Source organism: Clostridium sp. 001, from assembly GCF_019056555.1.
GTDB lineage: Bacteria > Bacillota > Clostridia > Clostridiales > Clostridiaceae > Clostridium_B > Clostridium_B ragsdalei.
On sequence record NZ_CP020473.1, the window covers coordinates 241,888 to 258,246 of the forward strand.

The following is a 16,359-nucleotide window of genomic DNA, read 5'->3' on the forward strand; positions in this document are numbered from 1 at the left end:
TACATCATAATCGCTAATAGCTTTATTACTTAATTTCAAATTCATTTATATTAACTTTCTCAGTACTTGAAGATTTGATAAAGCCATGATATTTTCCAGACTTAAGAGCAGTTTTAACCTGTAAGTTACCATTTTCAGATTGATTTATGTAACTCAAGTTCCCCTGGCTATCATATAAAGTTAAAGCAATTTTATCATTATCATTTTTGCTAACTGCATTTATATCTATATCATCTGGAGTATTTTCAATTATATTTAAGTTAATTCCAGACTTATTTACATTTACGATGTTTTTTACAGTTGTTTGTGCTATTTTTTTGTTTCCATCAACAACGCAACCTTCTAACACCTTTAGTGCAGCTACAGTAGATGTGTTATCATTTATATTTAAAGTAAAGCTTTCAGAAGCATTTATTGTTGATACATTGGCTCCTGTCAAATTTATGTCAGCTTTATTTTTTACATTAACATTTTCAAATCCACCTGTAAGTGTTATTTGCGGCTCTGAAGTTGAATCCACAATAACTTGTCCAAAAGTTGATTTAGCATCATTTAGAGTCACTAGTGTTGCACTACTTGCTATTTGTGTATCTACTATTTGAGTTCCACTGCTTATCTCAACCTTTACGCTGTTACTGCTATTAACCAGGAGTGAATCAGACTTCACGTTGCTCAAATAAATACTGTGATCTGCCCCAGATTTTACTACTATATTACCAGCGGTAACATTTGTTATAGTGCTAACTCCACTTGTACCTGGATCTATTGTAAGTGTGCCATCAATTTTTACATTTTGAAGAGAAACTTTATCTGCTGATATATTTACATTTCCTATTATTTCGTTCTTATTTCCAGAAGTATTTCCATCATAAGTTTGATTTGCTGAATTTAAACTTAAATCACCTGATGGCTGAACTGGAGTATATCCTCCACTAGATCCTCCTGAAGACCCACCTGAAATATTAGTGTTTTTTCCACTATTTGCTTGGTTGTATGCAGTTATAATATTATCTACAGCATCATCTGGAACTACTTTAGTTCCTCCTAATGCCGTAAATACTGTCTTATTAGAAATATTAGACTTTATAAAATCCTCTACATTTGAGTTTAATCTGTTATACATAAGTACTAAAGGAGCTGATTTCTGTGCTGCAAGAGCTGACCCTGAAAGGGCATCTGCAAATTCATTTCCATTAGGTCCATCTCCTTCAGCTATATACACATTGCTAAAGTCAAGATCAGACTTGAAATTTTCAAGTACAGCTAAGTTTGTTTCAAATCTAGTACTTCCTCCAATTCTCTGTGCATTTGGAAGAGAATTTTTTATATTATCTGATATAACACTTTCTCCACCTATTACATAACTTTTGTTTGCATTTACTTTTTTTATGTATTCAGTGTCTACATCAGGAAGGCTGTCCTTTTCTGATAAAAGTATTGGCATTCCTTTTTTAGATGCTATAGGTGCTATAGAAAGACTGTCTGCATAACCACTGCCAGATGCAACTACAATACTATCTACACTTCCTAGACTTTCAGCTATTTTCACAGAGGTTTCATATCTTGTTGCACCTCCAAGCCTTTCCACATCATTTATACCAATATTCTTCAGCTCAGATTCCACATTATCAGATAGTGAGGCCTTACCTCCAATTACAAAAGCTTTACTTGCTTTAAGGCTTTTTAGCTCACTTATAGTCTCATCACTTAATCCATCTTGCTTGGAAAGTATTATAGGCGCATTGTATTTTTTAGCAAGTGGTCCTGCACAAAGGGCATCTGCATACCCATAACCCTGGGCTATAACTACAGTACTTGAACCATCCTTCCAGCCATTCTGACTTATTTTTAAGGAAGTTTCAATTCTGTCATTTCCACAAATTCTATTTTTACTTATATTTGTATCTGCATACACCTGACTTCCAAAGCCAGACAATGCAATACCTATCATAAATAAAAATGTAGTACATTTACTTATAACTTTTTGCATATTATCCCTCCTTCAAATTAATATAATATTTCTATAATTGCCTATATATTATGGCAATTTAGAATATTCTTTTTATAGTATCTTGATGTAATTAAAAAAGGCCTCCTGTTTTAGGAGACGAAAATACAACGAAATAAATAAAAAGGACCCCTGAGGGTCCTTTTATTTCGAATGTAACTATTTACTTACATCGTAAACATGCATTTTTACATGCAACATATATCTTCCCCTCCGAAAGAATTAACAACATATCAGGCAGGCTTCCTGGCTCGGATTCATCTTACTTCCCTGTCTTCCCAGATATAAATCCAGTGACATAATTAGGGTTTCATCCTCCATACAGTAACGGTGGGCTGCAGTGTTTCTTACACTTTTCCTTTTAACTACCATCTTGATAGCACCTAATACTAAATATTAAATTTTTATTACTTTTGTATCAAGTGTAGTACATATTTTTTGAAAAGTCAACATTATTTTCATAATGATTAAGATAATGTTGAAATATGCACTATTAATTTAATTAAGTAAATTATATAAAAATTAAAACTATTACTTAACTTGAAATTCGGGTATGTTTATTTTATCTGTATTTGAAGCCTTTATAACTCCTTTATATTTTCCAGCGTCAAGTATAGTATTTAAATTCATAGAACCTGTAGTCTGATCTATATACTTAAGATTTCCATCTTCATCATATAAAGTAATAGTAACATAATCCGTATTATTCTTACTATTAGCCTGTATTGTTATAGACTTATTTGTATTCTCAGTAATAGTCAAATTAATTCCTTCATTACTTTTTCCATCAATGCTTACAAGTTTATCTCCTTGCTGTGTAGGTGTAGTATTTCCTCCACCACTGGATCCTCCTTGATGTATCGGGTTAGGATTTGGATTTGGATTCGGGTTGGAATTTTTATTGTTATATTGCTTAACAACACCACTGACAACTGTATCAGGAACTACCATAGTGCCCCCTAGTGCTGTAACAACTGTTTTTTGAGACATATTAGACACTATAAAATTTGCACTATTTGAATTCATAGTTTTATAAATCAGAACTAATGGAGCCGACTTCTGTGCTGCAAGGGCTGCACCTGAAAGGGCATCTGCAAATTCATTTCCATTAGGGCCATCTCCTTCTGCAACATATACGTTGTCAAAGTTAAGATCAGACTTAAAATTCTGAAGTATATCAAGATTTGTATCAAACCTTGTAGCACCTCCAATCCTCTCAGCATTTGGTAGTGAATTCTTCACATCATCTTTAATAACAGCAGTGCCACCTACTACGTAAGTTTTGCTTACACTTTGCCCCTTTATATAATTTTCAACTACATCTGGCATACTGTTACTTCTAGTTAAAAGTATTGGCATACCTTTGCTTGCAGCTATAGGAGCTATGGAAAGGCTATCTGCATAACCGCCTCCCGAAGTAACTACAACACTACTTACGCTCCCAAGTTTTTGCGCTATTTTTACAGAAGTTTCATACCTGTCTGCCCCACCAAGTCTTTCAACATTACTTATTCCAATATTTTTAAGTTGAGCTGTAACATCGTCTGATAAAGAACCTGTTCCCCCTATTACAAATGCATTTTTAGCTTTAAGTCTTTTAAGCTCATCTATAGTGCTTCCACTGAGTGAATCCTTACTAGAAAGAATTATAGGTGCATTGTTCTTTTTAGCAAGGGGTGCAGCACAAAGGGCATCTGCATACCCATACCCCTGTGCTATAACTACTGTGTCTGCTCCATTTTCCCATCCATTTCCACTTATCTTAAGTGAAGTTTCTATTCTATTATTTCCTGAAATTCTATCTTCTGTTACAGCTGCATCAGCATCTGTATTCGCCGCAGAAGTGCTTGAAGCCGTCTCCGCACTTACACTGCCTCCAAATCCTGATACCGCAATGCCTAATACAAATAAAGGCGTAATAACTTTACTGACAATTTTTTTCATACTGACCTCCTTAAATTAATCGTAAACTAATTATTATATATAATTTTATTACCAATTTACCTCACAATTTGGTAGCAGATCTTTAAATCCTACTTAATATCATAATCTATATCCATTCTATATAACTAAAACTATTTTAAATTAGTTATTTACCTGTATCGCTAATTGGTATGGTTATAACATCAGAAATAGGTTTCATATCGTCCAAATTATTCCAAACAAATGCCCTTATTTCATAGTTTCCTTGTGTTGGAAGTTTCATACTACCCGTTAAATCAGCTGAATCTCCTACTGGAATATTCTTATGTGCAGATACACAACTTATAAACTTATTATTATCTTTATTAAACAATGACAATATCAATGAAGCTTCTTGGGTCTCTGTAGAATTATTTTTTACATTTATAGATATTTTAGCATCATTTCCAAGTTTAAACGTTGTACCTTTCGCTAAATCAGTAGTTATCTGCATGGATTTATCTTCCTTGCTATTATCTGTAACCGTTACGGTACATGATGCTGTTTTTCCTCCGTCTTCAGTAGTTGCTGTTATAGTTGCTGTTCCCGCCGCTAATCCTGTTACCTTTCCTGTATTGTCAACTGCTGCTATATCTGTTTTATCACTTGTCCATTTCATGTTTTTATTAGTGGCATCTTCCGGTGCAACTGTTGCTGTAAGCTGAACCGTACTTCCCTTTTCTACGCTTGCACTTGTTTTATCTAAATCTATTTTTGTTACCTTTGTAACTGTTGCATCCTGTGGTACAAAATTATACATAGATCCTTTTCCTTCTTTAAACAATTTATATGCAGTTATTCCCGTAAAGCCTGCTGCTGTTGTTCCTGGATCATTGTATCCATTATACATAAAGCCAGTTTTATCACTAGCAGCAGAACTTAATAATACATCCACAGGATTCTTACCGTTTTTTACAAATCTACTATCTGTTACCGGGTCTATTCCCATGGCACATAATCCCATTATTGTGCTAGCTGTCATAGAAGTATTTGATGAAGCATTACTTGTCGCATCGAACCCTCCATCTGGAGTTTGTCTGTTTTCTAAAAGCTGGATTGCTTTGTCCAATGCTGTTTTTACATCAGCATTTGTACTATAATATGGTGCAAGTGCTGTCATTACAATTGCTGTGGTACTTGACATTGAACCTATTGTTGGTGGCCAGCTATTTGTATTCCAGCCTCCATCACTTTTTTGTTTACTCAATAACTTTTGTATTAGATTTGCTCTAGTCCATGGTGCAGTATCAGGTACATTGAATTTTCCTGAATTCAATGTTATAAGTGCATATGCCCAATTTACTTCATTTCCCAACCCCATAATATCTTGCGATAGAGTTTTACTATCGTATATTTTCTCTATGAGATTTATTCCTCCAAAATTTGTTGGATCTTTTCCTGCTGCTATTACAGTAAGTGTTATTCCTTCACACTTTTGAATATCATCTTTCACATAGTCACCACTACCTGTTAACAAATAATTAGGATCTTGTTTTATCTTATTCTCCTGGTCTGTCAAGTAACTTTCAGGTATTGCTTTGCCTGCTTTAATTAAATCAAACATATGCCATGCATCATCTGTACGTGTTTCAAAAGTTGGGCTTATTCCATCTATAAGTCCGTTTATTGTACTTATATAATCACCTGATTGTGAAGCAGAAGTTACAGTAATTGAACACTTAGTAGTAATATCTTTATTATCATCTGATGCTGCTGTTATATCTGCTGTTCCTGCTTTTACCGCTGTTACCTTTCCATTTGCATCTACTGTTGCTATTGATGTATCGCTGCTTGTCCAATTTACTTTTTGATTAGTTGCATCTTTAGGCGTTATTGTTGGTGTAAGCTGTAATGTATCTCCTTCTTTTAAGCTTGCACTTGTTTTATCTAAATCTATTTTTGTTACCTTTGTAACTAATGTTCCTTGTGTCACAGTCACACTGCAAAGTCCACTGTAAGTGCTGTCACTGGCCTTTGCATAAACATATGCCGTTCCCGGTTTTACTCCTGTTACTTCACCTTTATCTGAAACTGTTACCACACTGGTATCTGTACTTCCCCATGTAATAGTTTTATCTGAGGGTATCTCTGAAGTAATTGTTTGTGCTTCTCCTGTTTTTAAAGATAATGTACTGGATGATAATTTTCCATCCTGTCCATAAAGGTATGTTAATCCTGTAATATCTCCCCATCTATCTTCGTAAGCAGATGTTAGCGTTGTGCCCCTGGCATCTATTACTAGACCGGTATCTCCTGTAAAACTATCTTGTAGGCCACTTTGGTTAATATTACCTGGCAGTTTTATATATTTTAGCGAAGGACATGACATAAAAGAACGGCTCCCTATGCCTGTAACTCCATCTTGTAAAGTAACATTTGCAAGATTTGTACATCCCATAAATGCACTTGTGCCTATAAGTGTTTTAGTTGGAATAGTTATAGAAGTAAGTCCTGTACACCCGTCAAACATAGATGGCATAATATTTGTTATATTCTCAGGTAAAACTATTGATTTCAAATTACCGCAGTTATAAAATTGACCCCTTGTACTTAAACTAGCCATATTGTCTACTGAATATACAATTCCTTTGCATCCACTAAAGTTCAAACTCTTTGCTGTCGTCCAGTCAAAATATTTTTGATCAAATCCTGCATATGTTATAGCTGTATTGTTGGATAAATTTATGGATGTTACTCCTGTAAGATATTTCATTACAGCCATATCACTATCTGTAATATTAGAATTTGACAGGTCAACTTCTCCTTTTATTGATGCCAGGTCAACTGCTGTTAAGTCTCCTGTATAATCACTGCCTTTTCCTGCTGCTTGTCCAAGTTTACTCTTTAATGTTGTATTTGTAATATTTATGCCCTGGCTGCTATCTGTTGTAGGCTCTTGTGTTGCACTTGCAACAGATGTACCTGTATTTGAAGCTTCTGCATAGGTATGGTTCAAGCCCAATAAATCTACTGTAACAAATGTAGAACATACCATAGAAACACAGATTAGCATCTTAATTTTCTTTTTTAACATTTTATCATCTCCATGTATATAATTTAAATTTCTACCTAAACATTAATTATCTATCTTGTCCAATAAATATACTTATAAAATTTAGAAATCTTTTACTTGTTTGACTGGACAGGTACATCTATAACATTGGAAAGGGGATTCATATTTTCAAGACTGTCCCATATAAATGCCTTTATTTTATATATTCCCTCTTCTGGAAGCTTCATAATGCCTGTTAAAATAGATGAATCTCCATTTTTAATCATCTGTTTGCCACATACATAATTGATAAATTTACCATCCTCATCATATAGTGCCACTAATAACGATGCATCCTGGTCTTTACCAGAATTATTTTCTGCCTTTACAGATACCTTTGCATCATCACCCAATTTAAATGAACTGTCCTTTGTAAGGTTAGTTATCTTTATTGGTTTTGTTTCATCTTGAGATCCTGATACCTTTTTCTCTGCTTCAGTTAACTTGCCTACTGTTTCCTGCTTCATGGATGATTTTTGTGCATCACTTAAGGCATCATACAATTTCTCTACTGCATCAACCTTGTCTTTATCGGCTGAAGTAAGCTTGCCTACATCTGGAAGTGCTGCTATGGCATTATTTACAGGCACTGTAGAATTCTTCACATCTGTACAGTCAAATATTGAATTTCTTCCTTCATATGCCCTTACAAGTGAATCAAGTCCCCTGCACATCTGTGAAGGATCATAAGTTGAGTCATCAAATGTAGTAGTACCTTTTTCAATGTCATAAAACTTCAGTGCCCCATCTAAAATAGTCTGCCCATTCTTTATATATTTCTTGTCAAATATATTGACATGTGCCATACCAAGGTTTATATATACCTGGGCATTGGTCCACGGATTGTTATAGTCATATCCCCCGTAGAAAGAACCCAGGTAAGTTTGTGAGTTTGAGATATGATTAAATTCATAATCTATGGCTTGCTTTACATCATAATATTTATCTCCTGGTTTTGCATCCGGATCATAATAGGCTGTAATTGGCTGGTACACCATAGTTCTCATATCAGGTACAGCATTTACTGGCCCAATAGAACCATCTGCAGCTATTGGACTTATTTTAGCCCAACCATGCATATCAGCTTCTAAATCACTCTGCGTAATATGATTTCCATCTTTTGAAACATAGTCAATATAATTATAAGAAGTCAATGCAAAATCTGCATACTGTGGTGTAAAATACTGGACTGACGCTTTTAAATATGCTTTATTTGATATAATATTCAGCAAATCATAAGCCTTTATATCCCTAGGGTCATATCCTATGGAAGTAATCGCCAGAACTAACTTTTCCCATTCTGTCATCTTTACATCCTGTGCCTGTATGCCTGCGTCTTTCATCTTCTGCAGGCCAGTCTGTATACTTTTAAACCAATCATCATAAAAACCAGGTTTTATCCCACTATACCCTGAACGGGCTGATGAAAATACCCCCCAGTCTGAATCTGAAAAAACAATTGTACCTTCTTTTCCTTCTCTTGAAGCCTTATCCCCACTCCAGCTGAAATCATTTACTTTATCAATACCTAACTTAGATGCTAATTTGCTGTAGAGGATATCTTCTGCCTTTTTAGCATTTTCTATCTGCTGCTTTTCTTCAGTTTCTGTAGGTGCTGCCGCCCCATTATCTTTAAGTCTGGCATTAGAAACTGAAACCTTACCTACAACAAATTGATATTCATCATTTGTGTCATAAGTAATTTTAAAATCGCCGCCGCTAAGCTTTACAGGCGTTTCTCCAATAGTTGGTGCCGAAAAGTCTGCATTTCCGCCATAGCTAACCTTAACATTATATTTACCTATTAAATCATTATATTGGTTATCTTCAGGAACCAAATTTATATTTGTTATTGTAGTTCTTAAATTTTTAGCTACAGAAGCACTAGTGTCATACATTTTATCTGCGGCTGTTACCTGGAGATCCAGTACCACCTTAGTTGCCTGTTTTACTATATTTCCAGAGTTTAAATATGGATAGCCGCCGTTTATGGAAGAATCTATTTTCCAGGTTTTATCAAAGTCAAAGCCCATTGCAGTATAAGTATCTTTATTCTGCATTTCTTCTGTAGTATAGGCTTTTGGATCTATAGAAGTGTCCCTCTCATTCCATGCATCCCCTACGACATCTTTATCATATGCACAGGTTGCTTCAGACGTCATAACTCGAGCATTCGAATCATAATAAGCTAAATTAACAATTGGATTACAAGTAGAAACATCAATTCCGTCTTTTTGATAAGTATAATTTCCTGTAAATTTGCCATAAAAATAGCAGTGATCTAATACTTTGCCGCCATATCCACAAATTCCTGCACGCTTACTCTGCCCTGATGATTGGTTATTAAAAGTCACATTACTGTAACAATCTTCTACACATCCTGGGTATATAATGCTACTGTTCCGTTTTTGCCTCGTATTACAGCCAACTATTCCTGCTATCCACCCAAAGCCATCCTTGGTTGTGATTGTTCCTGTTGAAGAACAGCGGGTAATTGTACCGTCTCCTTCATTTGCAATTAATCCATAATCTCCCAAACATCCAAGATCTGCTGCTGTAGTTATAATTTCTTTTCCATCTTTAATAACTACATCGGCATCAATTCTAACATTTTCAATAATAGTATTTTTACAAATAACTGCAAATAAACCGGACTTTGCATCATTATAGTTACTTATAGTGTAAAATTCACCATCAAAAGTACCATTAAATCCTTTATTAGTAGTAAATGATTTTAAAGGCACATTTGATTTACTTATATCTATGTCATTTTTCAATACAATTTTCTTACCACAATAGTCTATTCCACTATCAATATCTCCCCTAAGTTTATTCAAATCCTCTACTGAACTTACAGTATAATTCCCATCTATATCCTGAGATAACGAGGGCATTGATGCTGTTGATGAAGTATCTGCCATAACCGTGTAAGGTACAAATGTCATTAATGTAAATATAAGCATCATAACAAAACTGGCCTTTTTCCATATCTTTTTCATTTTGTTCTCCTTTCTAAATTCTAAAATTATGTACTATAAACTAATTTTAATATTATTAATTTTTAAGTTCTTGCTTGTACACCACCTCCTTAAAAAGATAAGCTTAAAATTTTCGAAGACTTTTTCTGAATTACAACAAAAGAGACCTTCTTTCGAAGGTCCCCTTTATAACATAGATAACTACATATAACTAATAAACTAAAAAAGAACCGCTAGGGTTCTCTCATGTCAATATAACCGTTTACTTTTAATTATAAACAGCTTAAATATAGTAACATCTTTCCCTCCGAAAGAATTAACAACATATCAGGCAGGCTTCCTGGCTCAGATTCATTTTACTCCCCTGTCTTCCCGGATACATAAATCCAGTGACATAATTAGGGTTTCATCCTCCATACAGTAACGGTGGGCTGCAGTGTTTCTTACACTTTTCCTTTTAACTATCATATTTGACAGCACCTAATACTAAATATTAAATTTTTATTACTTTTATGTTAAGTATAAGACATATATTTTCCAAAGTCAACATAATATTCTATATATAATAGATAAAAATGTATTATAATACATATTCTACTATAACAATAATTCATATCTTTAATTTATGGGTTTTGCCAATATTTCTAGCAAAACCCATCTTATAAAAGTCCTTTATTTATTTAACTGGACAGGTATGTCTATAATATCTGAGAGAGGATTCATATTTTCAAGGCTGTCCCATACAAATGCCTTCAATTTATATATTCCCTCCTCTGGAAGTTTCATAATGCCCGTCAAGATAGATGAAGCTCCATTTTTTATCGTCTGCTTACCGCATATATAATTGATGAATTTACCACCCTCATTATATAGTGCTACTATAAGTGATGCATCCTGGTCTTTACCGGAATTATTTTCTGCCTTTACAGATACCTTTGCATCATCACCCAATTTAAATGAACTGTCCTTTGTTAGATTAGTTATCTGTATTGGTTTTGGCGTATTATTTTCCGTAACAGTAACTGTACACTGTGCCTTTGCATCCTTGTTGTCTTCAGATACTGCTGTTATTCTTGCTGTTCCTGCCTTTACTGCTGTTACCTTTCCGTTTTCATCTACTGCTGCTATAGTTTTATCACTGCTTGACCAATCTACTTTTTTATTTGCTGCATTATTCGGCGTTACAGCTGCTGTAAGCTGCAGTACATCTCCTTCTGTCATGCTTGCACTTGTCCTGTCAAGGCTCATGCCTGTTACGCTTACTGTCTGTGGCGGTATATCCTTAGTTACTGTTACAGCACAAACTCCCCCATAACTATCATCATCTGTTTTTGCATAAATATATGCCGTTCCTGGATTAACTCCTGTTATTACACCTTCACTTGAAACTTTAGCCACATTTGCATCAGTACTTCCCCATACAACCCCTTTATCTGATGGAATTTCATTTGCAATTTTTTTAACTCCACCTGTTTTTATTGATATCTGACCGGGTGATAGTTTAGCACTTTTACCACAAATTATCGTGGTAGAATCAGGATATTTTGTGTCTTTAGTATTGTCCTTAGTAAAACTTGTATCCGTTAAGTCTAATACAGAAAGATTGGTACAACCCGAAAAACAACCGCCCCCCAATTGTGTTACACTACCTGGTATTTTCATATATTCCAGTGACGTGCAGCCACTGAAAGCTAAGTTGCCTACACTTTTAACCGTATTTGAAATTTCTACAGAAGCTAAAAGTTTACTATTTGAAAAACATGAAATCTGTTTTTGCATAAATATATGCCGTTCCTGGATTAACTCCTGTTATTACACCTTCACTTGAAACTTTAGCCACATTTGCATCAGTACTTCCCCATACAACCCCTTTATCTGATGGAATTTCATTTGCAATTTTTTTAACTCCACCTGTTTTTATTGATATCTGACCGGGTGATAGTTTAGCACTTTTACCACAAATTATCGTGGTAGAATCAGGATATTTTGTGTCTTTAGTATTGTCCTTAGTAAAACTTGTATCCGTTAAGTCTAATACAGAAAGATTGGTACAACCCGAAAAACAACCGCCCCCCAATTGTGTTACACTACCTGGTATTTTCATATATTCCAGTGACGTGCAGCCACTGAAAGCTAAGTTGCCTACACTTTTAACCGTATTTGAAATTTCTACAGAAGCTAAAAGTTTACTATTTGAAAAACATGAAAAAGGAATACTTGGTATTCCTTCAGGTAATTTAATAGAAGTCAGTTTACTAGAAGTAAATGCAAACATTTTATTTTTTATGTCTTTCATACCTGTACATCCACTAAAGTCCAAACCCTTTGGTATTGTCCAGTCAAATTTAAGTTTTTTAAAACTAAGGTTTGTTAAATCTTTGTTATCCGACAGGTTTATAGCTGATACTCCTTTAAGATATTTCATTACATCCATATCACTATCGGTAATATCTAAATTTGAAAGGTCAATAGTTCCTTTTATAGATGCTAGATCATCCGGTGTGAAATATCCCTCATAGTCACTGTCTTTTCCTGCTGCTAGGGCAAGTTTGTTTTTCAACTTTACATTATTAATAACAATAGCTCCCTGACCATCAACAACTGTTACAGCACAAGATGCCGTTTTATTTCCATCTTCAGTATTTGCCGTTATAGTTGCGGTTCCTACTTTTATTGCCGTTACTTTTCCACTTTTATCTACCGCTGCTACTGCAGGATCACTGCTTGACCAATCCACCTTTTGGTTAGTTGCATCGTTTGGTGTTATGGTTGGCGTAAGCTGCAATGCAGCTTTTGGTATCAACTTAACACTTGTTTTGTCGAGAATTATTCCCGTCACACTTACATTTTCTTTTATTGTTATTGTGCACTGTGCTTTTGCATCCCTGTTGTCTTCAGATACGGCTGTTATTACGGCTGTTCCTTTTTTTAATGCTGTTACCTTTCCATTTTCATCCACTGATGCCACTGTAGGATCACTGCTTGACCAATCTATTTTTGTATTAGTTGCATATTTAGGCGTTATAGCCGCTGTAAGCTGCAGTGTATCTCCTTTCATTAGATCTGCACTCGTTTTATCAAGACCTATTCCTGTTACTTTTACTGGCTGTGATTGTGACAGCTTTTTCTCTGCGTCAGTCAATTTATCCATCGTTTCCTGTTTTATTGAAGCTTTTTTAACATCACTTAATTCATCATATGCAGCTCTTGCGGCATCAACCTTTTCCTTATCAGCTGAAGTAATTTTATATACATCCGGCAGTGCTGCTATGGCATTGTTTACAGGGACTGTAGAATCTTTGACATCTGTACAATCAAAAATCGAGACTCTGCCTTCAGCTGCACGTACAAGCGAATCCAATCCCCTACATATTTGTGCAGATTCATAAGATGAATTATCAAAATCAGTAGTACCATTTTTCACATCAAACTTCTCAAGTACACCATCCAAAATAGTCTTGCCGTCTTTTATATACATCTTGTCAAAAATATTGGCATGTGCCATTCCAAGTGTCATATACACCTGGGCATTGGTCCAGGCATTATTTAAATCAATTTTGCCATCAAGATCTACACTGCCGCCCCAGAAAGATCCCTTATAAGTCTGGGCATTTGAAAACTGTGCAAATACATGATCCATAGCCTGTTTTACGTCATAGTACTTGTCTCCTGGTTTTGCATCTGGATTACAATAAGCTGCAATTGGTTGTAATTTCATAGTCCACATATCAGGAGTAGTATTTCCTATTACTGCTGACCCATCAGCACCTTTTGACCCAAGTGCACCCTTGGCCCATTCATGTATATATCCATCTAAATCATCTTTAGTAATGTGCTTTCCATCATTAGGAATAAGATTAATATAATTACGAGAAGTTAATGCATAAATTGCATACTGCGGCGTAAAATATTGATTTGATGCTTTCACATACTCCTTATTTGAAATTATGTCTATTAAATCATAAGCTTTTATATCTCTTGGATCATAGCCTATAGCAGTAATTGCCAGAACTAACTTCTCCCATTCCGTCATCTTTACATCCCGAGCAGTTACCCCTGCATCTTTCATTTTCTGCAAGCCTGTCTGTATACTCTTAAACCAGTCATCATAATATCCTGCCCTTATTCCCTTATAGCCAGAACGGGCCGATGAAAATATTCCCCAGTCCTCATCTGAAAAAGTAACAGTTTCTTCTTTTCCTGGAGCCGCAGATTTGTCTCCACCCCAGCTAAATTCAGGTACATCTCCTGCAATACCTAGCTTGGTGCCTAATTTGGTATAAAGAATATCTTCTGCCTTTTTTGCATCTTCAATCTGCTGTTTTTGTTCATCTTGTGTAGGTCCTGCTGCACCATTATCAAGGAGTTTAGCAGTCGATGGAAGTACTTTACCAAGTACAAACTGATAATCCTCATTTGAATTATAATTTATCTTAACCTTACTGGTATCAATATCTATAGGCACGTCTCCAATAGTTGGTGCATTTAAAAATACATCTCCACTATAGGTTACGCTAACATTATATTTGCTTATTAGCTCTTTATCTTCATCAGATCTTGGGACTATTTTAAAAGTTGCCGTTGTCTTAAGACTATCATCTGTATTATAAATAATTGGGGAAGTAGGAACAATATAAGTTTTATCATCAGCCGTTACCTGCACATCTACAGTCACTTTTGCTGCTGTTTTTTGTGTGTTTTCTGAATTTAAATATGGATATCCATTATTTGAAGAATCTATTTTCCAGGTTTTATCAAAATCAAAGTCTAGAGCTGTATATGTATCTTTATTTTTCATTTCTGCAGTTGTATAACCTTTGGGGTTACCATTATCAGAAGAAGATGGGGTGTACCCTAATACATCTTTATCATACGCACAATTTTCTGCACTTGTGGTAACTCCAGTTTTACTATCATAATAGGTTGAACATAGGATTGGTTGGCATTTATCGCTATGTTCACCAGTATAATTTCCTGTAAATTCACCATAAAAATAGCAGTGATCTAATTGTTCACCACCCATTGAACAAATTCCTGCATATCCCACCATTTCCTCTGATGATTGATTATCAATAATTACATTACTGTAACAATCTTTTAAGTACCCAGCTGCAATACTACTTGTTTGTCCAATTGTATCCCTAGCAACTATTCCTGCTTCAAAAAAAACTTTAACCTTATTTGTAATTGTTCCTGTTGAAGAACAGCGAATAATTGTTCCACTTGCTTCATTAGCAATTAGTCCATAATTTTCAATTTTATCACCTTCAATAACTACGTTAGCATCAATCCTAGCATTCTCCACAATACCATCTTTATTAATAATATTGAACAAGCCGGATTTAGGATCATTATAGTTACTTATAGTATGAAATTTTCCATTAAAAGTACCATTAAAAGTATTTTGTGTTGTAAAAGATTTCAAAGGTAATTCAGATTTACCTACATCAATATCCTGAGTTAACAGAACATTTTTACCCGAATAGTCTATTCCCTTATCAATATCTTCCCTAAGCTTGTTTAAATCTTGTACTGAACTTACAGTGTAATTTCCATCTTTATCCTCAGTTAAAGATGGAGTTGATGCTGCCTGAGTATCTGCTATAACCGGGTATGGTGCAAATGTCATTAATGTAAATATAAGCATCATAACAAAACTGACCTTTTTCCATATCTTTTTCATTTCATTCTCCTTTCTAAATTATAAGATTATGTAATATAAACTAATCTTAATATTATTTTTTTAGGTTCTTGCTTGTACACCACCTCCTGAAAAGGACTTTTTGTATTCCTCAATTATAGGCTTAAAATATTTTTTCTCACCCTTTTTTCTGCATTCTATTGCGTCTTCCAATTTATCAAAATATCCTAAATGTTTTTCTTTTCCTGCAAGAGTTAAGCGAACTCTCCATTTACTTCTTTTTTTATCCCAATTAATACCTTTGTAACCACTAGAATTACTAGAAGAAATTTTGCGTGTTAATTGGCCAATTTTTGTTCCTTTAAATCTATCTACATTAGTTGCTTTAACCTGAATAATTTTAGTATGTTCTATCATCAAACATCCACAACTTCTAGTTCCACCATCTATTAAATGTCTTTCTCTAACTTTTACTTTGTTTCCACAGTCACATAAGCAGTTCCAAATAACACCCCTATCTTTATATTTTTTATTTGCAACAGACATAACTGTTAAACGTCCAAATTTCTTTCCTGTTAAATCTTTAAATCTGTTCATTTTCTCACCTCAATTTATGTATTTTGCCGCCGACTTCCTTCAAATTCCGCGTCACCATGGACACCCTTGTCTTAATCTATGCACTTTGGTACTATCAACCCATACTAGGGACTTTCACCCT

At 34.7% G+C, this 16,359-nt stretch carries 7 protein-coding genes and 2 riboswitches; all 7 genes read right to left on the reverse strand.

The window, feature by feature from the left end; genetic code table 11:
• Positions 1-25 precede the first annotated feature (25 nt).
• The gene (locus B5S50_RS01150) at positions 26-1,990 is read right to left on the reverse strand and encodes a cell wall-binding repeat-containing protein (protein WP_065079282.1); all 1,965 of its coding nucleotides are present in this window, start codon (positions 1,988-1,990) and stop codon (positions 26-28) included.
• A 236-nt stretch (positions 1,991-2,226) separates the two neighbouring features.
• Positions 2,227-2,410, reverse strand: a riboswitch (cobalamin riboswitch).
• 129 nt (positions 2,411-2,539) lie between these two features.
• Positions 2,540-3,952: a cell wall-binding repeat-containing protein gene (locus tag B5S50_RS01155; RefSeq protein ID WP_065079283.1), complete on the reverse strand. Its 1,413-nt coding sequence runs from the start codon at positions 3,950-3,952 to the stop codon at positions 2,540-2,542.
• A 145-nt stretch (positions 3,953-4,097) separates the two neighbouring features.
• Positions 4,098-7,004 carry an Ig-like domain-containing protein gene (locus B5S50_RS01160; RefSeq protein WP_217302867.1) on the reverse strand — a complete coding sequence of 969 codons (2,907 nt, stop codon included), beginning with the start codon at positions 7,002-7,004 and terminating at the stop codon, positions 4,098-4,100.
• 92 nt (positions 7,005-7,096) lie between these two features.
• Entirely contained in the window at positions 7,097-10,021 is a 2,925-nt protein-coding gene (locus tag B5S50_RS01165) for a cell surface protein (RefSeq protein ID WP_217302868.1), read from the reverse strand.
• Between the two features lie 291 nt (positions 10,022-10,312).
• Positions 10,313-10,499, reverse strand: a riboswitch (cobalamin riboswitch).
• A gap of 173 nt (positions 10,500-10,672) precedes the next feature.
• Positions 10,673-11,779, reverse strand: a complete 1,107-nt coding sequence (locus B5S50_RS01170; protein ID WP_217302869.1) for an Ig domain-containing protein — start codon at positions 11,777-11,779, stop codon at positions 10,673-10,675.
• Complete coding sequence (locus B5S50_RS01175) at positions 11,748-15,683, reverse strand: Ig-like domain-containing protein (protein ID WP_217302870.1); 3,936 nt, start codon at positions 15,681-15,683, stop codon at positions 11,748-11,750. The genes B5S50_RS01170 and B5S50_RS01175 overlap by 32 nt, the downstream gene beginning before the upstream one ends.
• Before the next feature lie 60 nt (positions 15,684-15,743).
• Positions 15,744-16,238, reverse strand: coding sequence for a hypothetical protein (locus tag B5S50_RS01180; RefSeq protein ID WP_065079288.1), 495 nt, complete (start codon positions 16,236-16,238; stop codon positions 15,744-15,746).
• Positions 16,239-16,359 lie beyond the last annotated feature (121 nt).

Coding starts and splice junctions, on each gene's coding strand:
- B5S50_RS01150 (WP_065079282.1), bottom strand. CDS start 1,990: ATGCAAAAAGTTATAAGTAAATGTACTACATTTTTATTTATGATAGGT.
- B5S50_RS01155 (WP_065079283.1), bottom strand. CDS start 3,952: ATGAAAAAAATTGTCAGTAAAGTTATTACGCCTTTATTTGTATTAGGC.
- B5S50_RS01160 (WP_217302867.1), bottom strand. CDS start 7,004: ATGTTAAAAAAGAAAATTAAGATGCTAATCTGTGTTTCTATGGTATGT.
- B5S50_RS01165 (WP_217302868.1), bottom strand. CDS start 10,021: ATGAAAAAGATATGGAAAAAGGCCAGTTTTGTTATGATGCTTATATTT.
- B5S50_RS01170 (WP_217302869.1), bottom strand. CDS start 11,779: ATGCAAAAACAGATTTCATGTTTTTCAAATAGTAAACTTTTAGCTTCT.
- B5S50_RS01175 (WP_217302870.1), bottom strand. CDS start 15,683: ATGAAAAAGATATGGAAAAAGGTCAGTTTTGTTATGATGCTTATATTT.
- B5S50_RS01180 (WP_065079288.1), bottom strand. CDS start 16,238: ATGAACAGATTTAAAGATTTAACAGGAAAGAAATTTGGACGTTTAACA.